This window comes from Comamonas sp. Z1, from assembly GCF_008121555.1.
GTDB classification, from domain to species: domain Bacteria; phylum Pseudomonadota; class Gammaproteobacteria; order Burkholderiales; family Burkholderiaceae_C; genus Comamonas; species Comamonas thiooxydans.
In genome coordinates, this window is sequence record NZ_VOQT01000001.1 from 168,928 (window position 1) to 193,004 (window position 24,077).

Annotated in this window: 24 protein-coding genes; 16 read left to right on the forward strand and 8 right to left on the reverse strand. The window is 61.4% G+C overall.

From position 1 onward, the window contains the following. Nucleotides 1-24 precede the first annotated feature (24 nt). The 5 genes from livG (at nt 25) to FSY45_RS00785 (ending at nt 4,502) form a co-directional block, all read left to right on the forward strand. Nucleotides 25-792, forward strand: coding sequence for a high-affinity branched-chain amino acid ABC transporter ATP-binding protein LivG (gene livG, locus FSY45_RS00765; protein ID WP_003079486.1), 768 nt, complete (start codon nt 25-27; stop codon nt 790-792). Next, entirely contained in the window at nt 792-1,505 is a 714-nt protein-coding gene (locus FSY45_RS00770) for an ABC transporter ATP-binding protein (RefSeq protein ID WP_046462098.1), read from the forward strand. Before livG ends, FSY45_RS00770 begins: the two co-directional genes overlap by 1 nt. Before the next feature lie 82 nt (nt 1,506-1,587). Next, entirely contained in the window at nt 1,588-2,352 is a 765-nt protein-coding gene (locus FSY45_RS00775; RefSeq protein ID WP_080554185.1) for an SDR family NAD(P)-dependent oxidoreductase, read from the forward strand. Nucleotides 2,353-2,875: 523 nt separating this feature from the next. Next, nucleotides 2,876-3,859: a tripartite tricarboxylate transporter substrate binding protein gene (locus FSY45_RS00780; RefSeq protein WP_046462136.1), complete on the forward strand. Its 984-nt coding sequence runs from the start codon at nt 2,876-2,878 to the stop codon at nt 3,857-3,859. Between the two features lie 85 nt (nt 3,860-3,944). After that, nucleotides 3,945-4,502 carry a bacteriohemerythrin gene (locus tag FSY45_RS00785; RefSeq protein ID WP_223305725.1) on the forward strand — a complete coding sequence of 186 codons (558 nt, stop codon included), beginning with the start codon at nt 3,945-3,947 and terminating at the stop codon, nt 4,500-4,502. Between the two features lie 66 nt (nt 4,503-4,568). Here FSY45_RS00785 and FSY45_RS00790 read toward each other — a convergent pair whose 3' ends face one another. From FSY45_RS00790 to pobA, 4 genes are all read right to left on the reverse strand, one after another. Next, complete coding sequence (locus FSY45_RS00790; RefSeq protein WP_003079494.1) at nt 4,569-5,006, reverse strand: universal stress protein; 438 nt, start codon at nt 5,004-5,006, stop codon at nt 4,569-4,571. A gap of 155 nt (nt 5,007-5,161) precedes the next feature. Further along, complete coding sequence (locus FSY45_RS00795) at nt 5,162-5,635, reverse strand: hypothetical protein (protein WP_004340638.1); 474 nt, start codon at nt 5,633-5,635, stop codon at nt 5,162-5,164. Between the two features lie 195 nt (nt 5,636-5,830). Next, complete coding sequence (locus tag FSY45_RS00800) at nt 5,831-6,610, reverse strand: 2OG-Fe dioxygenase family protein (protein ID WP_046462097.1); 780 nt, start codon at nt 6,608-6,610, stop codon at nt 5,831-5,833. A gap of 197 nt (nt 6,611-6,807) precedes the next feature. Continuing rightward, a complete protein-coding gene (pobA, locus tag FSY45_RS00805) occupies nt 6,808-7,983 on the reverse strand; it encodes a 4-hydroxybenzoate 3-monooxygenase (protein WP_034395228.1) in 1,176 nt (391 codons plus the stop codon). Nucleotides 7,984-8,163: 180 nt separating this feature from the next. Between pobA and FSY45_RS00810 the strand changes: the two genes are divergently transcribed. After that, entirely contained in the window at nt 8,164-8,952 is a 789-nt protein-coding gene (locus FSY45_RS00810) for an IclR family transcriptional regulator C-terminal domain-containing protein (protein WP_046462096.1), read from the forward strand. Between the two features lie 145 nt (nt 8,953-9,097). Here FSY45_RS00810 and FSY45_RS00815 read toward each other — a convergent pair whose 3' ends face one another. After that, nucleotides 9,098-10,009 (reverse strand): LysR family transcriptional regulator, encoded by a 912-nt coding sequence (locus tag FSY45_RS00815; protein ID WP_003055493.1) that lies wholly within the window; start codon nt 10,007-10,009, stop codon nt 9,098-9,100. Between the two features lie 188 nt (nt 10,010-10,197). Here FSY45_RS00815 and FSY45_RS00820 point away from each other — a divergent pair, with 188 nt between their 5' ends. Continuing rightward, nucleotides 10,198-11,196 (forward strand): tripartite tricarboxylate transporter substrate binding protein, encoded by a 999-nt coding sequence (locus FSY45_RS00820; RefSeq protein ID WP_003067198.1) that lies wholly within the window; start codon nt 10,198-10,200, stop codon nt 11,194-11,196. A 117-nt stretch (nt 11,197-11,313) separates the two neighbouring features. On the opposite strand, the gene FSY45_RS00825 is transcribed toward FSY45_RS00820, so the two are convergent. Continuing rightward, a complete protein-coding gene (locus FSY45_RS00825; protein ID WP_012838225.1) occupies nt 11,314-12,654 on the reverse strand; it encodes an MFS transporter in 1,341 nt (446 codons plus the stop codon). Between the two features lie 338 nt (nt 12,655-12,992). On the opposite strand from FSY45_RS00825, the gene cyoA reads away from it, so the two are divergent. From cyoA to FSY45_RS00870, 9 genes are all read left to right on the forward strand, one after another. After that, nucleotides 12,993-14,048 (forward strand): ubiquinol oxidase subunit II, encoded by a 1,056-nt coding sequence (gene cyoA, locus FSY45_RS00830; RefSeq protein ID WP_046462095.1) that lies wholly within the window; start codon nt 12,993-12,995, stop codon nt 14,046-14,048. A 62-nt stretch (nt 14,049-14,110) separates the two neighbouring features. Then, nucleotides 14,111-16,117 (forward strand): cytochrome o ubiquinol oxidase subunit I, encoded by a 2,007-nt coding sequence (gene cyoB / locus FSY45_RS00835; RefSeq protein WP_003067194.1) that lies wholly within the window; start codon nt 14,111-14,113, stop codon nt 16,115-16,117. Further along, complete coding sequence (gene cyoC / locus FSY45_RS00840) at nt 16,110-16,742, forward strand: cytochrome o ubiquinol oxidase subunit III (RefSeq protein WP_003055501.1); 633 nt, start codon at nt 16,110-16,112, stop codon at nt 16,740-16,742. Before cyoB ends, cyoC begins: the two co-directional genes overlap by 8 nt. Then, entirely contained in the window at nt 16,743-17,168 is a 426-nt protein-coding gene (gene cyoD / locus FSY45_RS00845) for a cytochrome o ubiquinol oxidase subunit IV (RefSeq protein ID WP_003067192.1), read from the forward strand. An 8-nt stretch (nt 17,169-17,176) separates the two neighbouring features. After that, entirely contained in the window at nt 17,177-17,959 is a 783-nt protein-coding gene (locus tag FSY45_RS00850) for an SURF1 family protein (protein ID WP_046462094.1), read from the forward strand. A 121-nt stretch (nt 17,960-18,080) separates the two neighbouring features. Continuing rightward, nucleotides 18,081-19,382: an ATP-binding protein gene (locus FSY45_RS00855; protein ID WP_046462135.1), complete on the forward strand. Its 1,302-nt coding sequence runs from the start codon at nt 18,081-18,083 to the stop codon at nt 19,380-19,382. A gap of 15 nt (nt 19,383-19,397) precedes the next feature. Further along, a complete protein-coding gene (locus tag FSY45_RS00860) occupies nt 19,398-19,934 on the forward strand; it encodes a response regulator transcription factor (RefSeq protein ID WP_003069919.1) in 537 nt (178 codons plus the stop codon). A gap of 156 nt (nt 19,935-20,090) precedes the next feature. After that, the gene (locus FSY45_RS00865; protein ID WP_046462093.1) at nt 20,091-20,519 is read left to right on the forward strand and encodes a hypothetical protein; all 429 of its coding nucleotides are present in this window, start codon (nt 20,091-20,093) and stop codon (nt 20,517-20,519) included. A gap of 150 nt (nt 20,520-20,669) precedes the next feature. Then, nucleotides 20,670-20,921 carry a hypothetical protein gene (locus FSY45_RS00870; RefSeq protein ID WP_039048671.1) on the forward strand — a complete coding sequence of 84 codons (252 nt, stop codon included), beginning with the start codon at nt 20,670-20,672 and terminating at the stop codon, nt 20,919-20,921. A gap of 351 nt (nt 20,922-21,272) precedes the next feature. Here FSY45_RS00870 and clpA read toward each other — a convergent pair whose 3' ends face one another. Together clpA and clpS are read right to left on the reverse strand one after the other, a co-directional pair. Then, complete coding sequence (clpA, locus tag FSY45_RS00875) at nt 21,273-23,597, reverse strand: ATP-dependent Clp protease ATP-binding subunit ClpA (protein ID WP_148747889.1); 2,325 nt, start codon at nt 23,595-23,597, stop codon at nt 21,273-21,275. A 62-nt stretch (nt 23,598-23,659) separates the two neighbouring features. Then, nucleotides 23,660-24,025 (reverse strand): ATP-dependent Clp protease adapter ClpS, encoded by a 366-nt coding sequence (clpS, locus tag FSY45_RS00880; RefSeq protein WP_046462092.1) that lies wholly within the window; start codon nt 24,023-24,025, stop codon nt 23,660-23,662. Nucleotides 24,026-24,077 lie beyond the last annotated feature (52 nt).

A 24,077-nucleotide genomic window follows, 5' to 3' on the forward strand; every position in this document is an offset into this window, starting at 1 on the left:
TACAACCACAGGCAGGGCAAACGCATGAGCGAGTATTTGCTGGAAGTCAAAGACCTGTGCATGCGCTTCGGCGGCCTGCTGGCCGTGGACAACGTGGGCTTTAACGTACGCCCTCAGGAAGTGTTTGCCATCATCGGCCCCAACGGCGCGGGCAAGACCACGGTATTCAACTGCATCAGCGGTTTCTACCAGCCCTCGGGCGGCTCGGTCGTTCTGGACGGCCAGAGCATTGCAGGCCACAGCAGCCACCAGGTCGCCAACCACGGTGTGGTGCGCACATTCCAGAACGTGCGCCTGTTCAAGAGCATGACGGCGCTGGAAAACCTGCTGGTCGCACAGCACCGCCAGTCGCGCGCCACGCTGCTCGGCGGCCTGTTCAACACGCCAGGCTATCGCCGTGCCGAACAGGAAAAGATCGACAACGCGCTCCAATGGCTGGACGTGATGGGCCTGCGCCAGTTCGCCAACCGCGAGGCCGGCAATCTGGCCTACGGTCACCAGCGCCGGCTGGAGATTGCGCGCTGCATGATCACCAAGCCTCGCGTGCTGATGCTGGACGAACCCGCCGCCGGCCTGAACCCGCAGGAGAAGAAAGACCTGCAGCATCTGATCGACGATCTGCGCAAACAGTACGGCGTGGCCGTGCTGCTGATCGAGCACGATATGGGTCTGGTCATGGGAGTGTCCGAGCGCATTCTGGTCATGGAATACGGCAAGCCCATCGCCATGGGCCTGCCCGAGGCGATTCGCAATGATGAACGGGTCATCAAGGCCTATCTGGGAGAGGCCTGATGAGCCAGCATATGTTGCAACTGGAGCAGGTCTCCACCCATTACGGCGCGATCTGCGCGGTCAATCATGTCAGCCTGCATGTCGATCAGGGCGAGATCGTCACCCTCATCGGCAGCAATGGTGCTGGCAAGACATCGCTTCTGATGACGATCTGCGGCAACCCTCGTGCCAGCGGCGGGCGCATTCTGTTCGAGGGCGAGGACATCACCCAGATGTCCACCCATCACATCATGCGCCGCGGCATTGCCATCTCGCCCGAAGGCCGTCGTGTCTTCAAGGACCTGACGGTGACCGAGAACCTGCAGATGGGCGGCTTTTTCCTGAGCAAGGCCGAGATCGCCGACGGCGTCGAGCATGTGTTCAAGCTCTTTCCTCGTTTGAAGGAGCGCGCAGCGCAACGCTCGGGCACCATGTCGGGTGGCGAGCAGCAGATGCTGGCTATAGGCCGCGCACTGATGAGCAAGCCGCGCCTGCTGCTGCTGGACGAACCCACACTGGGCCTGGCGCCGCTCATCATTGCGCAGATCTTCGAGATCATTCAGACCATCCGCGCAGCGGGTGTGACGGTGTTCCTGGTCGAGCAGAATGCCAACCGCGCCCTGCAGATTGCCGACCGAGGCTATGTGCTGGAAACCGGCAAGGTGGTGCTGGAGGACAGCGGTGTCAACCTGCTGAGCAATGACGAGGTGCGCAAGGCCTATCTGGGTCATTGACAGCTCGCTGAGGTCATCGCCAGGCCCCGCCGGACGCAAGTCTTGCGGGGCTTGCTCTTTTCGGTCTTCAATCAACCGTAAGATGCTTCGCATGACAAAGCACTTAACGATTCTGACCGGTGGCTCTCGCGGCATGGGCCTGTCCATGGGACAGCAACTGCTGCAGCAAGGCCATCAGTTGCTGAGCATTGCCCGCAAGACCAGCGCCACCCTAGCCTCCAGCGCCAGCAAGCCTGCACAGCTATTGCAATGGGAGCAGGACCTGGCACAAAGCGCTGCTGCTGCGCAGCGCCTGGCGACCTGGCTAGGCACGATAGATCCGCGTGAATGGGCCAGCATCACCCTGATCAACAATGCGGGCGTCATCCCGCAGATTGCGCCGCTGTCTCAGGTGCCTTCAGCCGACATGATCAATGCCCTGCGCGTGGGTCTTGAGGCCCCCATGGCCCTGACCGGAGCCTTTCTCGGTGCAACCGAGAGCTGGAGGATTCCCCGCAAGGTGCTCAATATCTCCTCGGGCCTGGGCCGCCGCGCAATGGCCTCGCAAGCCAGCTATTGCACGGCCAAGGCCGGCATGGACCAGTTCAGCAGTTGCGTGGCGCTGGAAGAGGCTGCCAAGCCCAACGGCGCACGCATTGTGTCTCTGGCGCCAGGCGTCATCGACACCGATATGCAGGTACAACTGCGCAGCGCAGCTTCAACCGACTTCCCTGACGTGGGGCGTTTTGCTGGTCTGCACAGCAACGGGCAGCTGACCTCGGCCGATGACGCCGCAGCCCGCGTGCTGGCCTGGCTGGCACGACCGGACTTCGGCGACCAGGTGGTTGCCGACGTACGCCAGGCTTGAGATAGCACTCAGAACGGTTGGACTCCAAAACATGGCTGCAGCCACCTTATCCAAACCAATGACCAAAGGCACCTGCAGCTCTTGTTGCCGTGAACTACCGGGCCAGGCAAAAAATCTGGAAACAGGCGCAGCCTATTCTCGAACCAAGCCCTGGCAAGTCTTTCATGCGTGGCAGAATGTTTCCACTGGTCTGCAGCAGCCTCCGTGGCTGTGCGCAGAACCACAATCCGCACCCGTGGGCCACATAGACAGCGACACCCGATCGGTACGCTGCCTCCGTGCTAGCAACGGCAGCAACCCTGTCGTGCAGCGCGTGCGGATGGCGATCATGTCCGTACGGCATGGCTCGCGCTCCCCGGTAAAGACAAATACCCATTGATGGCGGAACCACCGTCCCCGATCATCGAAAAGCCCACCTTCCGTGACTCTGGCTGCCGAGCTCAAGGCTCAGGCACCAGCCGCGACTGCGCCGCCCTTGTTTGCGGGCCAGCGCTCCCCCGTTCGTCTCTGGAGCTTCTTTTTCATGATTCGCCAAATTCTCATCAGCACAGCCGTGATCGCAAGCGCGGGCCTGAGCTTTTCAGCCGCTGCACAAGACCCCGCAGCCGACTACCCCAACAAGCCCGTGCGCATGATCGTGCCGTTCCCACCTGGCGGCGGCACCGACATCCTCTCGCGCGTGATTGCCAGCAAGCTCACCGAAGTCAGCAAATGGACCGTGGTGCCCGACAACCGTGCTGGTGCAGGCGGCACCATCGGCATCACCGAAGCGGTCAAGGCGGCGCCCACGGGCTATGACATGGTGATGGGCCAGAAGGACAACGTGGTCCTTGGCCCCTACCTCTACAAGAACCTGCCCTGGAACCCCAGCAAGGATCTGACCCCCGTGGCTCATGTGGCCTACACCCCCATCGTGATCGCCACGGCCGCCAACTCGCCATACAAGACGCTGGCTGACGTGGTGGCTGCAGCCAAGAAGAACCCGTCCAAGATCACCTACGGCTCGCCCGGCAACGGCACCAGCATCCACCTGGCCGGCGTGATGCTGGAAAAGGCCTCGGACATTCATCTGACTCACGTGCCCTACAAGGGCTCCAACCCCGCGATGATGGATGCACTGGCCGGCAATGTGGATCTGCTGGTGTCCTCCGTACCCTCGGCCATAGCCCAGATCAAGGCCGGCAAGCTGCGCGCCATCGCCGTGACCTCGGCAAAGCGCTCGTCCTCGCTGCCAGACACCCCGACACTGGCCGAGTCCGGTCTCAAGGGCTTTGATGTGAGCACCTGGTACGGCCTGTTCATGCCCAAGGGCACACCCGCAGCCATCGTGACCAAGGTCAATGTCGAAGTGAACAAGCTGCTGGCCATGCCCGAGGTGCGCGAGGCCATTCTGACCCAGGGCGCCGAGCCTCAGTCCATGAGCGTGGCCAACTTCGACAAGATGTTCCAGGCCGACTTCAAGCAGTCCAAACAGGTCGTCGAATCCTCGGGCGCCAAGATCGAGTGACATCCCGACGCGGCGCGCAGGATTCGCGCCGCCCTGCCCGGCGCGGATAGGCCTGATCTGCATCAATGCGGCATATGACAGGCTCGTGAATACTTCTGCGGAAACCCTTGAATTTCTGGAGAACATCATGGCATTGCTGGTCTGGGTCCCCGAGCTGGACACCGGGATTGCGGAGATCGACCGGCAGCACCGCCGCATCGTCGATTACATCAACCGGCTTTATGAGTTGCGCAGCTCGCCAGATCGCGAAGGTCTGGGCGATGTCATCGGCGAGATGATCGACTACACCGTCTCGCACTTCGTCTTCGAGGAAAGCCTGATCGAGAGCGCCGGCTATATGTTCGCCGGCCCGCACAAAAAAGTGCACGAGCTGTTCACGCGCCGCGTGATCGAGATGCAGACCCGCTTCGATGCGGGTGAGGATGTGGCCGCCGAACTACACGGCATGCTTTCGCGCTGGCTGTTCAACCACATCCGCAACGAAGACCATGGCTATGTGGACTCGGCCAAGGTCTATCTGCGCATGATGTCCAAAGAGAGCGGACAAGCTGCACAGAAGGAACAGCTCAAGGCCGAGGTGCTTCAGGAGCTGGAATTGCAGCGCAAGAAAAAAGGCTGGCTGGCCCGGCTGCTCAATCGCTGAGCACTCTGGCTCATCAGAAAAACGGCTCCCTGAGGAGCCGTTGCTTCGTGGGCAGCCGCCTTACGCTCACTCGCGCACCACAAGAACCGGGATTTTGACTGCGCCCAGCACACGTTGCGTGACGCTGCCCAGCATCAGCTTCTCAAGGCCGCGTCGCCCCTGCGAGCCCATGACGACAAGGTCTGCGCCCACGCTCTCCATGGTGCGAACGATGCCTTCATGCACTGCATGACCCTCACCCACCAGGGTCTTCACGGGCACACCCGCCTCATCCATGATGGCCTTGACCGCATCCAGGGCGGTGTTGGCTTCGGCGGTGGCCGCGCTCAGATACTGGGACTGGCCATAGGCAAAGTCGGCGCCCACGCCGGTGAAAGGATAGGGATCGACCACATACACCGCCGTCACGGCGCTGCCGAAAACCTTGGAGAGTTCAGCGGCCTTGCGTGCGGCCAGCATGGAGGGCTTGGAGCCGTCGACCGGAACCAGGATGTGATTGAACATGGACATATGTTTCTCCTTCTAGGTTGCAGGCGACACGGAACCCGGACCAGGGACCCAGGGCAAATGCCGCTCTTGGAATAGCATGCAGTCTGCCTTCATCATGCCTCAGCGTGTTGACATGAATCAACCCTAAAGTTCACTCCAAGCCATCTGCCTCAGATGCAGACATGGGCCGCCTGGTACTCGTAGCACTTGTCCAGCAGAGTGTCGGACTTGTCGGTGATAGTGATGCGCGTGCCGTCGGGACGCAGCAGGGAGACGTTCTTGAAAGCCGGCTCATGAGGCTTGCTCGGTGCATCGCGGCGCACGGTCCATTCCTCCTGGACGATGCCGCCCGGCAGGTCCAGCATCACGACGATCTGCTCGGTATCGTCCGACAGCCTGATGCACTTGGCATCATTGAGCTCGACCACGGCACCGGCCGGCGCGGCCAGACCATAAGGGCATTCCTCCACCCCGTGAACCGGCACCGAGGCATCGCCGAGGGTAATCTCAAGGCCATTGCGAAAGTAGATCGTGGGCTCCTTGGTGTAGGCCGCCTGTGCCGGACGGTCTTGCGAAGGCTTGCAGGCCGCTACTGTGACAAGAGCGGTCAGCACTGAAATACTAAGGGCGTAAAAGCGATTCATATAAAAAACCACGCCCTGCAGGGCGTGGTGTCGGCCAGCTGTTCTGGCTTGTTGGATGCAGGAAAGACTTGAAGGGGCGAAAGCTTCGCCGCAACAAGCCTGCATCATGCAGTGTCGAGGGCGTCACTTTGATGCATTGAGCACGTTACAGTTTTGCTCAAATTTTCAGAACAAAGCCGTCCGGCCCAATCAAGCTCAAGCGGCCTGGCCCTGCTGCCCCTGGAGCTCGGCCCCCTGGAAGTTGCCGCGGCGATAGGTCAGCACCAGCGTGTCGCGCACACCACCGGGCTCGGCAGGTTGGATCGGCGTGGTCTCATGAATCATGCGCGCATCGTCGAGCAGCATCACCGACCAGGGCTCGGTCAAGGTAAAGCGCTGGCCATTGGGGCCGGTCGCTTCGAACACGCGGGTCTCGCCCCCTTTGACGCCCTTGCGTCCCACCAGCAGCACGGCGACCAGATCGACGCCGTCGCGGTGAGCGCCTTCGGGCGTGGGACGGCCGATGCCGTCCGTGGTGTCGATGCGGAACTGGTGCGCCTCGACAAACCAGCGCTCATGCAGCTCGTCGGTGCAGAACACCTGATCGGCCAGCTGCCCCAGAGCATTGATCATCTCCAGCCATGCCGCGCTCGTCGTCGTGCTCTCCAGCATGGGCTCGAACATGCGGTGCATGCCGCCATGCAGCGCGTTGTATTCCACCGGCTGCCAGTGCGCGCGGTGGGGCACTTGCTGCACCTGATCGCCTTCGCTGACAAAGCAGGAATGGCGGCGGCGGCGATAGCGGCCTCCATCCTTGAGGAAGGCATCGGGCGGCAGACCCTGCCAGTCCGCATCCATGGCGTGCAGATCGGCCACACTCAGGCCCATCCACTGGGCGAAGTCCTCGGGCTGCAGCACGGCATAGCCGCGCGTGCGCAAGGACTGGGCTGCCTCGGCAGCGGCAATATAGGGAGGGGAAAACATGATGTGCGCCATAAGGTCGGCAAGCTTACTCCTCGCAGGCCCCGCTGGCTTGTGCCCCGGCATCAAAATTTACGCAAGGCAGCATCAACCAAATTGCATGGATGAAAAAATGCCTGCATCGCACACAGCAATGCAGGCAGAACACGAGGCGCCGTGATCGGGCACCCGGCCTTCATCACCTAGGTGACGAAGGCAAGGCGGTCTCGGGCTTAAACCAGAGGCAGACCCACATAGTTCTCGGCCAGCGAGGTCGAGCCGGCTTCGGAGTGGACGATGTAGTCCAGCTCGGCTTCCTGTACCTTGGTGTTGAACTCGCCCTCGCCGGGGAAGTTGTGCAGCATGGAAGTCATCCACCAGGAGAAGCGCTCGGCCTTCCAGACACGGCGCAGGCACTGCTCGGAGTAACGGTCGATGCCAGCCTCGGACTGCTCCTTGTAGTACTCGACAAAGGCTTGCGACAGATAGCCCACGTCGGAAGCCGCCAGGTTCAGGCCCTTGGCGCCGGTGGGGGGAACGATGTGCGCGGCGTCGCCTGCCAGGAACATGCGGCCGAATCGCATGGGCTCGGTCACAAAGCTGCGCAGCGGCGCAATGCTTTTTTCCAGCGATGGCCCGGTCACCAGATTGGCGCGGGCTTCGGGGTCCAGGCGCTTCTTGAGCTCTTCCCAGAACGCCTCGTCGCTCCAATCCTCGACCTTGTCGGTCAGCGGCACCTGCAGGTAGTAGCGGCTGCGCGTGGCGCTGCGCTGGCTGCACAGGGCAAAGCCGCGCTCGGTGTTGGCGTAGATCAGCTCGTGCGACACGGGCGGCGTATCCGAGAGCAGGCCCAGCCAGCCGAAGGGATAGACCTTCTCGAAGGTCTTGATCTTGTCCTGAGGAGCGCTGGCGCGGCAGATGCCGTGAAAGCCGTCGCAACCGGCGATGAAGTCGCACTCGATCTCATGCACCTGGCCGTCTTTTTCGTAGCGCACCTTGGGCTTGTCGCTCTCGAAGTCCACAGGCTGCACATGACTGGCTTCGTAGACTGTGGTCAGGCCTTCCTGAGCCCGCACCTCCATCAGGTCACGGGTCACTTCGGTCTGGCCGTAGACCATCACGCGCTTGCCGCCGGTCAGACCATTCAGGTCGATGCGGTGGCGCTTGCCCTTGAACAGCAGCTCGATACCGTCGTGGGGCAGGCCTTCCTCGTTCATGCGCTTGTCGGCACCCGCCTGCTTGAGCAGATCCACCGTCACCTGCTCCAGCACGCCGGCGCGGATGCGGCCCAGCACATAGTCGGCGCTGCGCTGCTCGATGATGATGTTGTCGATGCCCGCCTTGTAGAGCAGCTGCCCCAGCAGCAGACCTGAGGGACCGGCACCGATGATGGCGACTTGTGTACGCATGATTGTGACTCCTTGTTATGGCTCAAAAACCTGTCAATCGGCGAGCGTGACGACGCCGGTTGCGCTGTGCAGCAAGACTAAGTTTTGTGCTGCATCAAGACAAAGGAGAGAAGCGTTGTTTGCGCGATAATCGCACAATGAGAACGATGATCGCGCAAAACAAGAACTGCGGAAGCCTCCATGAATGACCATGGCTCATCCTCCATCGCCCCGGCAGACTTCATTGCCGGCCTGGCCAAGGGCCTGGCCGTACTGGAAAGCTTCGACACCGAGCGCCAGCGCCTGAATGCCACCATGGCCGCCGAGCGCGCCGGCATCACGCGCGCTGCCGCCAGGCGCCATCTGCTCACCCTGGCCTATCTCGGCTATCTGGAAACCGATGGCAGCTATTTCTGGCTGGCTCCCAAGGTGCTGCGCCTGTCGGGCAGCTATCTGGCCTCGGCGCGGCTGCCGCGCATCGTGCAGCCCGTGCTGCACAGGCTGGCAGCACAGACCGGACTGTCCTACTCCTGCGTGGTGCGCGAGGGCCGCGAAGTCGTCATCGTCGCGCGCAGCGCCGTTCATGAGAAGGGCGAGCGCCTGATGGCCCACGGACTGCATCTGGGCACGCGCCTGCCGGCGCACGCCACGTCCACCGGCCGGGTGCTGCTGGCCTCGCTCTCAAGCTCGGAGCTCGACGACTGGCTGGCCAGCTATGACCTGCCCAAGCTGACGGCACACACGGTGTCCGATGGTGCGGCGCTGAAGGCCTTGCTCGACGAGGTGCGCCGTCTCGACTACTGCATGGCGCTTGAGGAGCATGAACTGGCCATTCAGGCCGTGGCCGTGCCGTTGCGCAATATGCGCGGGCGCACCGTGGCAGCGCTGAATGTGGTGACATCGGCCAAACGCATGAGCCCGCAAACCATGCAGCAGGAAATACTGCCGCTGCTGCAGGAAGCCGCGAGAACCTTGCGCCCTCAGCTTTGACGCTATCAATATCAAAGCTTATTGCGCTTACCATTCATTGATTTCATGTACAAACAAGTTTGAAATCCTTATTCAACAAGCGCAACCAGCTCCCCTAAAAGGAGCATGAACCAGCAGCGGCAGTGCCCCGGAGCAGGCCGGTCGTTCAGATATGCCCGCTTTCCACCGAGCACACCTGCATGCTGAGGCGGCGCAGCAGCTCGGCCGTGCGGCGCATCAGCGGCGTGGACTTCTTTTTGGCGGGCTGCACCAGGCACAAGGTGCTGACGATATGCGGCGACTTGATGGGCACCTCCACCAGCGATGCATCCGTGGCATGACTGTGCATGGCGCTATCGGTCAGCGCCGCATAGCCATAGCCGCCGCGCACCAGATCCAGAATGGCGGGCACGCTGGAAACCTCCCAGACCACATTGAGCTTGACCTGGGACAGCGTGGCCTGGGCCTCCATCAGCTTGCGGAAAATCTGCCCGTGCTGGGGCATGATCAACGGAAACTCGGCCAGATGCTCGAACGGAATGCTGGTGCGCCCTGCCAGCGTGCTGGCCGGGCCGATCAGGCACAGGCGCTCTTCGAGCACGGGCGAGACCTCGATCTGCGGGTGCGGCTCCGGCGTGTAAACCAGGCCCAGATCCATGCGCCCCGAAGTCAGCCACTCCGAGATATTCATCGAAAAACCTTCGACCACCGCCAGCCTGGCCTTGGGCATTTCGCGGCTGAAGCCGTCGATCAGGGGCAAGGTCAGGCGCCGCGCCAGGCTCGGCGGCAAGCCGACCGTGATACGCCCCACGGGCTCGTCGCGCTGACTGCCCAGGTCTTCCTTGGCCATGGCCACGCGCTGCATGATGGCATGGCCATGCTCGAGCAGGCGGCGCCCCGCATCGGTCAGCGTCACGCCGCGCCCGGTGCGGATCAGCAAGGTCTCGCGCAACTCGGTTTCAAGGGCCCGCACCTGACGACTGAGCGCTGGCTGGGCGGTGTCCAGCAGTACCGCAGCCTTGCTGAAGCTCCCCACTTCGGCCACCCGAACAAAGGTCTCTATCTGCTGCAGATTCATGCTCACACCTTTCAAAACAAGCTATGCTATTTTGCTATAGCTGCTAGCCTCAGCTAGACCTAGGTGTTTATGCCCCAAGTGACACAATGTAATCAACTGGGCCTGAATATCTAAAAATAACAGCCGACGATATCAACAATGCGTGGTCCACACGCAATTCATCATCGACATCCTTCCAGGGAGACAAAATGACCCATCAGCTCAATATGAGCCGTCGCCAAGCTGCATTCGCACTCGGCGCCATTGCCGCAGCCGTGGCAGCCCCCTCTTTCGCCCAGAGCGACAAGTGGCCCACCAAGTCCTCACGCATCATCAACCCCTTCCCCGTAGGCGGTGGCCCCGATGGCCTGTCGCGCCTGGTGGCCGACAAGCTTGGCCGCGCCTGGGGTCAGCCCGTGGTGGTGGAAAATCGTCCCGGCGGCAACGGCTTCATCGCCATCAATGAATTCAAGCGCGGCGCCACCGACGGTACGGACATGATCCAGCTGGACAACGTCCATATCGCCGCCTACCCCCACCTGTTCAAGAAGCTGCCCTATGACTTGAACAAGGACTTCGAAATCCTGATGCCCTTGTTCCGCAACTTCTTCTTTGTCTGCGTGCCCGTCAACAGCCCTTACAAGACCATCGGCGACCTGATTGCCGACGCCAAGGCGCACCCCGGCAAGCTGAACTACGGCTCCTGGTCCGTGGGCAACCCTGTTCACCTGGGCTCGGCCCTGCTGGAAAACCAGACCGGCACCAAGATGGAGCATGTGATCTACAAGGAAACCAGCCAGCTGTACCAGGGCGTTGCCAATGGCGAGCTGACTTTTGCCCTGGGCTCCCTGGGCACGGCAGGCCCGCTGGTGCGTGGCGGCAAGCTGCGCTTCCTGGCCGTGGCAGCTCCCAGCCGTATTGCCGGCTTCGAGAACGTGCCCACGGTGTCCGAATCGGGCGGCCCCAAGGACTTCACTGCCATCGGCTGGAACGCCCTGGCCGTGCGCCCCGGTACACCCCCCGCCGTGATCGAAAAGATCCGCACCGATGTGCGCCAGGCACTGACAGGGCAGGACGTCAAGGACAAGTTCGCAGCCTTCGGCTACGAATCCTTCAATCCCACGCCTGCCGAGTTCAAGGCCTTCATGGCCTCCGAGAGCAAGCGTTTCGGTGATGTCATCAAGAAGGCCGGTCTGGCTCTGGACTGATCCGTCTTCCAATCGATAAAAAGCCGCCTCTTGCAGGCGGCTTTTTCATGTCCTCTGGTATCAAGAAAAACGCCCGATGCAAGCACCGGGCGTTTTTCAGGGAAGTTCACTGACTTCTTATTGGTCGCGCGCCTCGATGGCACGGTTGATGCCCAGGGCCGCCAGCGTGCACAAGGCGCCCGACAGCAGATAGATACCCAGAGCCACCAGGCCGAACTTTGCCGAGACACCCAAGGCCACCAACGGAGCGAACGCCGCGCCGATCAACCATGCCATATCGGTGGACAAGGCCGCACCGGTGTAGCGGAAGTGAGGCGAGAAGTTGGAGGTCACGGTACCCGATGCCTGCCCGTAGGACAATCCCAGAAGGATGAAGCCCACAATGATGAAGACATTGTTTCCCACCGTACCGCTGCCCAGCAGCCAGGGCGCCAGGAAACTGAAGATGCCGATCAGACAAGCCATGGTGCCCAGCGTATTGCGGCGGCCCACACGGTCGGCCAGCCAGCCAGAGAGCATGATGGCCATCCCCGCCAGAAGTGCGCCGATGATCTGCACCACCAATACATCGGTCACCGACTGATTCGAGTACATCGAGATCCAGGACAGCGGGAACACGGTGACCAGATGGAACAGTGCAAAGCTGGCCAGCGCCGCGAATGCGCCGATCATCACATTGCGGCCTTCGCTGGCCATCAAACGTGTGACGCTGACAGGCTCCAGTTCGCGCTCCTGCAGCGCCTGTGTATAGGACTGGCCCACAACCAGGCGCAGACGAGCAAACAAGGCCACCACGTTAATCGCAAAGGCAACGCAGAACGGGAAGCGCCAGCCCCAGCTGAGAAAATCGTCGGCACTCAGGCTCGAATACAGATAGGCGAACAGCGCTGCGGCAATGATGAAGCCCAGCGGAGCCCCCAACTGCCCGATCATCGAATACCAGCCGCGCTTGTCCTTGGGTGCCGACATGGCCAGCAGCGAAGGCAGACCGTCCCAGGTACCGCCAAGAGCCAGGCCCTGCCCGACGCGCAGGATCACCAGCGCCCAGACCGCTTTCATGCCAGCGACTTCATAGCTGGGCAGGAAGGTCATGCCCACGGTGCAGACGCCCAGCAGCAACAAGGCCAGAGTGAGCTTGGTGGCTCGCCCCCAGCGGCGCTGCACGGCCATGGATAGCGCCGTGCCGACAGGACGGGCCACAAAGGCCAGCGAGAAAATGGTAAATGCCGCCAGCGTGCCATCGAGCTTGGACAGATCGGGAAACAGCAGTGAAGGAAACACCAGCACGCAGGCAATGCCGAACACGAAGAAGTCAAAGTACTCGGAAGAGCGCCCGATGATCACCCCCACGGCAATCTCGCCGGGGGTCACATCCTCGTCGGTATCCGCGTAGGCCAGGGTTTCCGAGTTCTCATAGTCTTGCTGAGTAAGACCAACGGACGGGTTCATGCTTGTCATAAAGGTACAACTCCTTGTCTTACTTTTCAGTCCTGGGGACGCTTTCCGTTCTACGCCCAAGCATGTGCAGCTGCAATAGAGTTTTTGCCCTGAACACTGTCAGCCCAGCCCTGTGCTGGCCCCGTTTCTGAGGGCTGATTTGACAATTTCAAGCCCTGCCAGCTCAAAGTTTGTCCACACGCCAAAGCCGCTAAACCCTTGTCGCATAGCGCATTTCCAATCCCAAGCTGTTGACCTTGGACAAAATGTCCAATGGACAAGCCCCTGTTTGGTATTACATTTGCCGAGATCCAGTAATCCGCGTTTACACCTAAGCGCGACTTTGTCACGCCCAAAGCATGTTAAAAATCAAGGAAATCCGTGGGCCCGCGTGGCTCTCAGCGGCCGCTTTGACCGCAACCCTCGCCGGTTGCAGCAAGGCCGTCGTCCTCAACCCAGCTGGCGATGTCGCCAAGCAGCAAGGCGATCTGGTCATTACGGCCACTTTGCTGATGTTGCTCATCATCGTCCCCGTCATCTTTTTGACGCTGCTGTTTGCCTGGAAATACCGCCAGTCCAACACCGAAGCCAAGTACGACCCCGAATGGCACCACTCCACCGCGCTGGAGCTGGTGATCTGGACGGTTCCCCTGCTCATCATCATCGCTTTGGGCGCCATTACCTGGATCAGCACCCACAAGCTCGACCCCTATCGTCCCCTGGACCGCATCTCCGCCACCAAGGCTCTGGACCCCAACGTCAAGCCTCTGGAGATCCAGGTCGTGTCGCTGGACTGGAAATGGCTGTTCTTCTACCCCGAGCAAGGCATTGCCACCGTCAACGAAGTGGCTGCCCCGGTGGATCGCCCCATTCACTTCAAGTTGACCTCCACCCACACCATGAACGCGTTCTACGTTCCTGATCTGGCCGGCATGATCTACACCATGCCCGGCATGCAGACCGAGCTGAACGCAGTGATCAACAAGCCCGGTGTCTATGGCGGCAAGTCCTCTCATTACAGCGGCGCTGGTTTTGCGGGCATGACCTTCAAGTTCCACGGTCTGGAAAACGAGCAGTTCGATCAGTGGATTGCCAAGGCCAAGACCGAAGGCAAGGTTCTGACACGCGATGCCTATATCGATCTGGCCAAGCCCAGCGAGCGCAACCCCGTTGAACGCTTCGCCAGCGTGGACGAAGGCCTGTACCACAAGGTCCTCAACCGCTGCGTGGAAGACGGCAAGATGTGCATGAACGAGATGATGGCCATCGACGCCGCCGGCGGCAGGCCACCTGCACACCACAGCAAGACCTCCAGCGTGACCCTGCCCCTGGATGTCTGCACTTCCAAAGACGCTGACCGCGTTGTCGCCCTGCTCGACGAAGTCGCCGCCTCCGGAGCTGTCGCACAGCAATAAGTAGTTCACGGTGCGGATGCGCTCAGCGCTCAGCCGCTCCAATACGACAAAAGAGACTCAACATGTCTGAAACAACAACCCCGGCCTCCCACTGGCTGTTGGGCCGTATCACATGGGACCAGATTCCCATGACGCATGAGCCCATCGTGCTCATGACCTTTATTGCCGTGGTGCTTGGCGGCCTCGTCGTGGTCGGCGGCATCACCAAGTTCCGCCTCTGGGCTCCGCTGTGGAACGACTGGATCACCTCCATCGACCACAAGAAGATCGGCATCATGTACATGATCCTCGGTCTGGTCATGTTCCTGCGCGGCTTTGCCGATGCCGTGATGATGCGTCTGCAGCAGTCCATGGCCTTCGGCGACAACATGGGCTACCTGCCTCCTCACCACTACGACCAGATCTTCACGGCCCACGGCGTGATCATGATCTTCTTCGTGGCGATGCCCTTCGTGACCGGTCTGATGAACTACCTGGTTCCTCTGCAGATCGGCGCACGTGACGTGTCCTTCCCGTTCCTGAACAACTTCAGCTTTTGGATGACTACCGGCGGCGCCGTGCTGGTGATGATCTCCCTGTTCCTGGGCGAGTTCTCGACCTCCGGCTGGCTGGCTCTGTCCAATCTGGGGCACCAGAGCGGCAGCACGGGTCTTGATTACTACATCTGGGGCCTGCAGGTCGCCGGTGTGGGCACGACCTTGTCAGGTATCAACCTGATCGTGACCATCATCAAGATGCGCGCTCCCGGCATGAACCTGATGAAGATGCCCGTCTTCACCTGGACTGCCCTGTGCACCAACGCCCTGATCGTGGCCTCCTTCCCCGTGCTGACCGCAGCTCTGGTGCTGATGTCGCTGGACCGCTACGTCGGCACCAACTTCTTCACGAACGAACTGGGCGGCAACCCCATGCTGTACGTGAACCTGATCTGGATCTGGGGCCACCCCGAGGTCTACATCCTGATCCTGCCCTGCTTCGGCGTGTTCTCCGAAATCGTGGCAACGTTCAGCCGCAAGCGTCTGTTCGGCTACACCTCGATGGTTTACGCCACCGTGTGTATCACCATCCTGTCCTACCTGGTGTGGCTGCACCACTTCTTCACCATGGGCTCGGGTGCCAGCGTGAATACCTTCTTCGGTATCACCACGATGATCATCTCCATCCCCACGGGCGCGAAGATCTTCAACTGGCTGTTCACCATGTACCGCGGCCGCATCCGCTTCTCGGTGCCCATGCTGTGGACGGTGGGCTTCATGGTCACCTTCGCCATCGGCGGCATGACCGGTGTGCTGCTGGCCGTGCCTCCCGCAGACTTCGTGCTGCACAACTCGCTGTTCCTGATCGCCCACTTCCACAACGTGATCATCGGCGGCGTGGTGTTTGCCGTGTTTGCCGGCATCAACTACTGGTTCCCCAAGGCTTTCGGCTTCCGACTCAACGAGTTCTGGGGCAAGGCTTCGTTCTGGTTCTGGCTGGTCGGCTTCTGGGTTGCCTTCACTCCCCTGTACATCCTGGGTCTGATGGGCGTGACTCGCCGCGCCAACCACTTTGACGATCCCTCGCTGCAGATCTGGTTCATCATCGCTGCCTGCGGTGCCGCCCTGATCGCTGCCGGCATCGGCTGCTTCTTCATCCAGCTGGCCGTGTCCATCTGGAAGCGCGACGAACTGCGTGACGTAACCGGCGACCCATGGGAAGGCCGTACCCTGGAATGGGCCACTTCTTCGCCCCCTCCCCAGTACAACTTCGCCTTCACCCCCGTGGTGCACGACATCGACGCCTGGACCGACATGAAGAAGCATGGCTATCAGCGTCCGCTGAACGGCTTCGAGCCCATCCACATGCCCGCCAATACCGGCGCCGGCGTGGTGATTGCCGGCCTGTCCACCGTTCTGGGCTTTGCTCTGATCTGGCATATGTGGCCTCTGGTGATCGCTTCGTTCGCCGCGACCATCCTGGCTTCGATCATTCATACCTTCAACTACAAGCGTGACTACTACATCCCTGCGGCCGAAGTGGCCACATCGGAAGAAGCACGTACCAAGCAGCTTGCAGCAGCCCATGTCTAATACACATATCAACGCTGGCGGCGCTGCCGCCCTGGCTACTCGCGAGTACCACCTCGCGCACGAGCCTCATCCGGAAAACGGCACCTCGCTGGGCTTCTGGCTCTACCTGATGAGCGACTGCCTGATCTTTGCCGCACTGTTCGCCACCTATGGCGTGCTGGGCCGCAGCTATGCAGGCGGCCCCTCGGGCAAGGATCTGTTCGATCTGTCGCTGGTGGCCGTCAACACGGCTTTCCTGCTGATGTCGTCCATCACCTTCGGCTTTGCCATGCTTCAAAAGCAGAAGAAGAACGTGAACGGCACTCTGCTGTGGCTGGCCGTCACCGGCCTGCTGGGCGCAGCCTTCCTGGCCGTGGAACTCTATGAGTTCCACCACCTGATCCATCAAGGTGCGACGCCTCAGAGCAGCGCCTTCCTGTCGTCCTTCTTCACGCTGGTGGGCACCCACGGTATCCACGTGACCTTCGGTCTGGTCTGGCTGATCACCCTGATGATCCAGATCAAGAAGCACGGCCTGATCAACGAGAACGTGCGCCGTATCAACTGCCTGTCCATGTTCTGGCACTTCTTGGACGTGGTCTGGATCGGTGTGTTCACCTTTGTGTATCTGATGGGGGTGCTGTAAATGAGCGCACACGATATCCACGCCGGTCATGACGATCACCACGATCACGACGACCTGCACGTCACCATGGGCGACTATGTGAAGGGCTTCATCCTGGCCGTCATCCTGACCGCCATCCCCTTCTACCTGGTCATGAACAACATCATCACCGACCGCACCACGGCTGTGGCCGTGCTGGGCCTGTTCGCGGTGATCCAGGTGATCGTGCACATGGTGTACTTCCTGCACATGAACGGCAAGATCCAGGGCGGCTGGACCATGCTGTCCACCATCTTCACGGTGATCTTCCTGGCGATTGCGATCTCCGGCACGCTTTGGGTCATGTTCCACATGAACACCAACATGATGCCCGGTCATGAAATGCACCAGGCTGCAGGCCATGCAGATCACGCAGGTCACACGGCTCCCGCAGCTGTCACACCTTGACTGACCTCATGAAGAACCAGAGCGCTGCGCGGCAGCGCTCTCCCTTCGCCAAGGCGATGCTCGCGTTTGTGGGCATCGCCTTGTTTTTAGGGTTCATGGCTCTGGGCACCTGGCAGGTGCAGCGCCGCGCCTGGAAGCTCGATCTCATCGAGCGCGTGGAGCAGCGCGTGCACAGCGCCCCCGTGGCGGTTCCCGAGCCCGGCCAGTGGCCGCAGATCAATGCCGCCAGCCACGAGTACCTGCCTGTCAAGGCACAGGGCCAATGGCTGGACAAGCAAAGCGTGCTGGCCAAGGCCTTGACCGAGGCCGGCGCGGGCTTCTGGCTCATGACGCCGCTGCAGCTGGGCGATGGCACACAGGTTCTGGTCAACCGCGGCTTCACGCCCGAGAAGCTGCGCGGCCAATGGCTCAAGCAGATTGCCGAAGCCGGCCCGTCCGCCGAGACCGTCACCGTCATCGGCCTGATGCGCATGAGCGAGCCCGGCGGCGGCTTTCTGCGCCAGAACGACCCGGCCAACGGCCAGTGGTACTCACGCGATGTCGCCGCCATTGCCCAGGCCCAGGGCCTGAGCAGGCCCGCCCCCTACTTCATAGACCAGGGTGTGCCCGCCAGCAACCCGGCCTATGCCCGGGCAGAGGCCGGCACCGAAGTCCTGCGCCCCGGCATGACGGTCATCCGCTTCCCGAACAGCCATCTGGTCTATGCGCTTACCTGGTATGGGCTGGCCATCATGGTGATCGGAGCGGCCTGGCTGGTACGCCGGCACGACAAGGCGGTTGCCAAAAGCTGATGCCTCCCCCTGAAAAGCGCTCCCCGGAGCGCTTTTTTTCGGCCCATTCAAACTGTTCCTACATCAGGAACGCATAGCCCCAGAGGCGTCCGTGGCAGGCCTGCTCGGTGACAATTGCGCGGTGAGCCAAATTTCCGATTCCCTGTTTCGCGTACAGCGCCTGACCGAGCGGCAGAACATGCAGCTGCTGATTCAGCTGCGCTGGATTGCCGTGGTCGGCCAGGTCGTCACCATCTCGCTGGTGCACTACGGCTTTCAGATTGCACTGCCCTTGCTGCCCATGGCGCTGGTGCTGGTGGCCCTGGTGGCCACCAACCTGGCCTATATCTACTGGAGCCAGGGCCTGCACCGCCCCGTGACCTCGCGCAGCGTCTTCTATGCGCTGCTGGCCGATGTGCTGGCCCTGACCATTCAGCTGTACCTGAGCGGCGGTGCCAGCAACCCCTTTATCTATCTGTATCTGCTGCAGGGCATTCTGAGCGCTGTGCTGCTGCCCGCTCATTACACCTGGTGCGTGGTCGCGGCCTCTTTTGTCGGAGTCCTGGGCCTGACCCTGTTTCACCAGCCCCTGCATGTGCAGTTCGTGAGTCAGGAAGGCCTGCCCAGCCTCTATGTGGTGGGCGTGCTCATCAGCTTTGCGCTGACCAGCATCCTGACCATCGTCTTTCTGACGCGCATCGTCGAGAACACGCGCCGCCGCGACAAGCGCATCTCCAATATGCGCCAGCGCGCCAGCGAGGAAGAGCACATCGTGCGCCTGGGCCTGCTGGCCACCGGCGCGGCCCACGAACTGGGCACGCCCATGGCCACCATGTCCGTGATCCTGGGCGACTGGCAGCATATGCCGGCCCTCATGCAGGACGAGGATCTGCGCGAGGACCTGCAGGAAATGCAGCGCCAGCTGCTGCGCTGCAAGTCCATCGTCTCGGGCGTGCTGCTGTCGGCCGGCGAGACCCGGGCCGAAGGCACGGAAAGCACCACCTTCGCGAGCTTTGTGCAAGGCGTGGTCAGCCACTGGCAGACCCATAACAGCCTGCAGCACTTTGCGCTGCACCAGCAGGGCGTGAACGACTTCGCCATGCTCTCGGATACTGCATTGCAGCAAATGATTTGCAATTTGCTGGACAATGCCCTCGAAGCCTCGCCCGACTGGGTGGAGCTGACCCTGAGCAGCGATCACGACCAGATACGCATCCAGGTGCGCGACCATGGTCCGGGCTTCGATGCCGCCGTGCTGCAGCAGTTGGGCCAGTGCCATGTCTCCACCAAGCAAGAGCGCCCCGGTCGCGGCCTGGGCCTGTTTCTGGTGACCAACGTGGCCCGCGCCCTGGGCGGCCGCGTTCATGCCGGCAATCTGCCGGCTCAGCAAGGCGGAGGTGCTCTGGTGGAGGTCAGCCTGCCCCAGTCCGCTCTCGCGATTTAAGACATTGTGGTTTGCATGGAAGAAGACCGTTTACTGCTGCTGGTTGAAGATGATGCGGCATTTGCACGCACCCTCAAGCGCTCGTTCGAGCGCCGGGGCTACCGCGTGCTGCATGCCACCAGCGGCGAGGAAGTGCAGCTGCTGCTGACCCAGCACCGGCCGCAATATGCGGTCATGGACCTGAAGCTGGCCGGCAATGCCTCGGGCCTGAACTGCGTGCAGATGCTGCATCTGCACAACCCCGATGCGCTGATTGTCGTGCTCACCGGCTACGCAAGCATTGCCACGGCGGTGGAAGCCGTCAAGCTCGGAGCCTGCCACTACCTGGCCAAGCCCTCGAATACCGACGATATCGAAGCCGCCTTCGGGCGGGTCGAAGGCCGCACCGACGTGGAGGTCAGCAGCCAGACCACCTCCATCAAGACGCTGGAATGGGAGCATATTCACGAGACCCTGGCCGAGTCCGGCTTCAATATCTCCGAGGCCGCACGCCGCCTGGGCATGCACCGGCGCACGCTGGCGCGCAAGCTGGAAAAGCGCCAGGTCAAGTAACTGGCGTCTGGCGCAAGCAGCAATGTTGATAGCTGACTCCGCTCTTCAGCATTGCCTTTCAAATATGAAAGTATCTGAAATCGTCATGCAGCAAGCGATAACAGCTCCTTTTTTCATTGGTTTCGCGACCTCGTTCCAGCGCACCGGCAGACGTCCATGAAGCAGCAGCAACAGCGGCAACCCCGACTCATAGGAGCCACCGGCCTCGGCCTGCTGGTTCTGTCCTATGCGACGGCCCTGCCCTGGCTGCTACGGGGCGAAGCAGTGGACCTGGTGCCTTTTCTCTGCGCCCTGGTCTTTGGCTGCTGCCTGATCCGCCCTGTCACGCTCGCCTTCGAGCGCGCATCCAAACGTACCAAGGCCCTGGCCGTCACGCTGCTGGCCCTGCTCGCCGCCGCCATCGCGACCGCCGTGGCCGGCGGCCATGTTCAAAGCTGGCTCGCACATCTGCGCACCATGCCGCTGTGGCAGGCCAACCACCTCTTCTTTTTGTTCTTTGCCTTGCTGCCTCTGACCAAGGGCATCATCGTCGCTGCGCTCAACTTCATCAGCCAGGCCGCACGCGGTACAGCAGGCAGGACCTAGGCATGCTCCAAAGCCGTTTTCTTGCGGCAGTCCGGCTCAGCACCTCGGCCGGCCGTCACGACAGGGCAGCGCACCGGGTCCGGTCCGAGTCGGCCGCGAAGCCCCGCATTCACGGCTGAGCCATCTATAGTTGCCGCGGAGATGCACGATATGAAAACCCTGAGCCGACTTGTTTTCTCCGCCTTTCTGGCACTGCTTGCCAGTCTCGCCGTGGCGGCGCTTTTTCTGCCGTTTCACAGCATCTTCCTGCCGCCCGACGGGGTCAGCTGCCTGAATGAAGGCATAGCGGAATGCATGCGCGCCCTGGAGATAAGCCTGCTCGTCTACGGCCCCCTGTTCTCCATCATCGGCGTTCTGATCGGCACTCCGATCTTCATGCTGCTTCTGTACCTGCGCGATTGATCAGGCAGCCCTGCCTGGGCATTGACGTACGGCCCTATCGTGGTCCGCAGGACAAAACATCCTGCCAAAGCCTGCCCCCATTCAGGCTACAAGCACCGAAACGACCGCATTGGCAGCTGCTGCATCCGCCAGGACCAGTCCATAGAACCTGATGGGCGAATCATCATTCATAGCTGACTTCGACCGCGACCAGCAGCACTCAAGCATAAAAACACCTGAATTACATGCTACACAATCGATAGAAGCTCTCATAAAGAGAGCAAATACAGGCCAGGCGGACAACAAAAAACCGACAGTGTCGCCACTGCCGGTCTCTGGTTTCAGCACCCCATACGGGCGCTGACGAAGGCCTTATTCGGCCACGGCCTGCTCGGGCTCGGCCTTGGGTGCGTCCTTGGGCAGCTCGGTAATGGTGAGCTTGACATCACCCTTGCCTTCGTTGCCCGCTTCGTCCCACTCCACTTCCAGGCGCCCGCCATTGGTCAGACGACCGAACAGCAGCTCATCGGCCAGCGAGCGGCGGATGGTGTCCTGGATCAGGCGCTGCATGGGGCGTGCACCCATGAGCGGATCGAAGCCCTTCTTGGCCAGATGCTTGCGCAGGTTGTCGCTGAAGGTGACCTCCACCTTCTTCTCGGCCAATTGCTGCTCGAGTTGCAGCAGGAACTTGTCGACCACGCGCAAGATGATCTGCTCGTCCAGCGGCTTAAAGCTGACGATGGCATCCAGACGGTTGCGGAACTCGGGCGTGAACAGGCGCTTGATATCGCCCATTTCATCACCGGCTTCACGCGGGTTCGTGAAACCGATGGTGGCCTTGTTCATGGTCTCGGCACCCGCATTCGTGGTCATGATGATGATCACGTTGCCGAAGTCGGCCTTGCGTCCGTTGTTGTCGGTCAGCGTGCCGTGATCCATGACCTGCAGCAGCACGTTGAAGATGTCCGGATGCGCTTTTTCGATTTCATCGAGCAGCAGCACCGAATGCGGCTTCTTGGTCACGGCCTCGGTCAGCAACCCTCCCTGGTCAAAACCCACATAGCCGGGAGGAGCGCCGATCAGGCGGCTGACCGCATGACGCTCCATGTACTCGGACATGTCGAAGCGGATCAGGTCCACGCCCAGGATATAGGCCAGCTGTTTGGCAGCTTCCGTCTTGCCGACGCCCGTGGGGCCGGAGAACAGGAAGGAGCCGATCGGCTTGTCCGGCTTGCCCAGACCCGAGCGCGCCATCTTCACGGCCGAGGACAGCACTTCCAGCGCCTTGTCCTGGCCGAAGACCACGCTCTTCAAGTCACGCTCCAGCGTCTGCAGCTTGCTGCGGTCGTCGTTGCTGACATTGGCCGGCGGAATGCGGGCGATCTTGGCCACGATGGCCTCGATCTCGGCCTTGCCGATGGTCTGCTTGCGCTGTGCTTCGGGCGCGATGCGCTGGGCAGCACCGGCCTCATCGATCACGTCAATCGCCTTGTCGGGCAGGTGACGGTCGTTGATGTACTTGGCCGACAGCTCGGCAGCAGCCTGCAGGGCTTCCTGCGCATAGGTGATGCTGTGGTGTTCCTCGAAGCGCGACTTCAGGCCCTTGAGGATGTCCACGGTCTCGGCCACGGTAGGCTCGACCACATCCACCTTCTGGAAACGGCGCGACAGGGCCGCGTCTTTCTCGAAGATGCCACGGTATTCCGTGAACGTGGTCGCACCGATGCAGCGCAGCTGACCGCTGGACAGCGCAGGCTTGAGCAGATTGGACGCGTCCAGCGTGCCGCCCGAGGCCGCACCGGCGCCGATCAGCGTGTGGATCTCGTCGATGAACAGGATGGCATGCGGCTTGTCCTTGAGCGACTTGAGCACGCCCTTGAGGCGCTGCTCGAAATCGCCGCGGTACTTGGTGCCGGCCAGCAGCGCGCCCATGTCCAGCGAGTAGACCACGCCTTCCTTGAGCACCTCGGGCACCGTGCCCTCGGTGATGCGCCAGGCCAGACCCTCGGCAATCGCGGTCTTGCCCACACCGGCCTCGCCCACCAGCAGCGGGTTGTTCTTGCGGCGGCGGCAGAGGATCTGGATGGTGCGCTCCACCTCGTACTCGCGCCCGATCAGCGGATCGATCTTGCCTTCCTTGGCGGCCTGGTTCAGGTTCAGCGTGAACTGCTCCAGCGGCGAGGCCTTTTCATTGCGCTCGCCAGCCGCGCCTTCTTCGCTCTCCGAGGGAGATTCGGCCTTGGCAGGCTCGGGCGGCTCGCCCTTCTTGATGCCATGAGCAATGTAGTTGACCACGTCCAGGCGTGTGACGCCCTGCTGGTGCAGGTAGTACACGGCATGGGAGTCCTTTTCGCCGAAGATGGCCACGAGCACATTGGCGCCCGTCACCTCCTTCTTGCCATTGCCTGTGGACTGCACATGCATGATGGCGCGCTGAATCACACGCTGGAATCCCAGCGTGGGCTGCGTATCCACCTCTTCGGTGCCGTCCACCTGAGGTGTGTTGTCCTTGATGAAGTTGGACAGCGATGAACGCAGGTCGTCGATATTGGCCGCGCATGCGCGCAGCACTTCAGCTGCACTGGGGTTGTCCAGCAGGGCGAGCAGCAGATGCTCCACGGTGATGAACTCGTGGCGCTGCTGACGGGCCTCGACAAACGCCATGTGCAAGCTGACTTCCAGTTCTTGAGCGATCATGTGCGACTCCTTTCGGCTTGCTTGGTTGACTCTCTGCTAACTAATCTGAGGGCGGACTGCGCTTATTCAACAGGCTCGAATGTGGCCTGCAAGGGATGGCCCGCTTTCTGGGCCGCCTGCAGTACCTGCTCGACCTTGGTCGCCGCCACATCCTGGCTGTAGACGCCGCAGACACCGCGGCCGTCCAAATGAATTTTGAGCATGATCTGCGTGGCCGATTCTCGGTCCTTGCCGAACAGGTCCTGCAGCACGGCAATCACGAACTCCATGGGTGTGAAGTCGTCGTTGAGCATCACCACCTGATACATGCGTGGCGGCTGCAGCCGCTGGCGGCGCCGCTCGAGCACCAAGGAATCTCCATCGTCAGGCGTTCTGATCGCTGGCGAGACCGGGGGAATTGATGGGAGTTGGGTAGCCATGAAATCCATTCTAGCGAGCCGTTGCAATGTTTTTGCGCTGGCATATGCATAGCATTGTTAG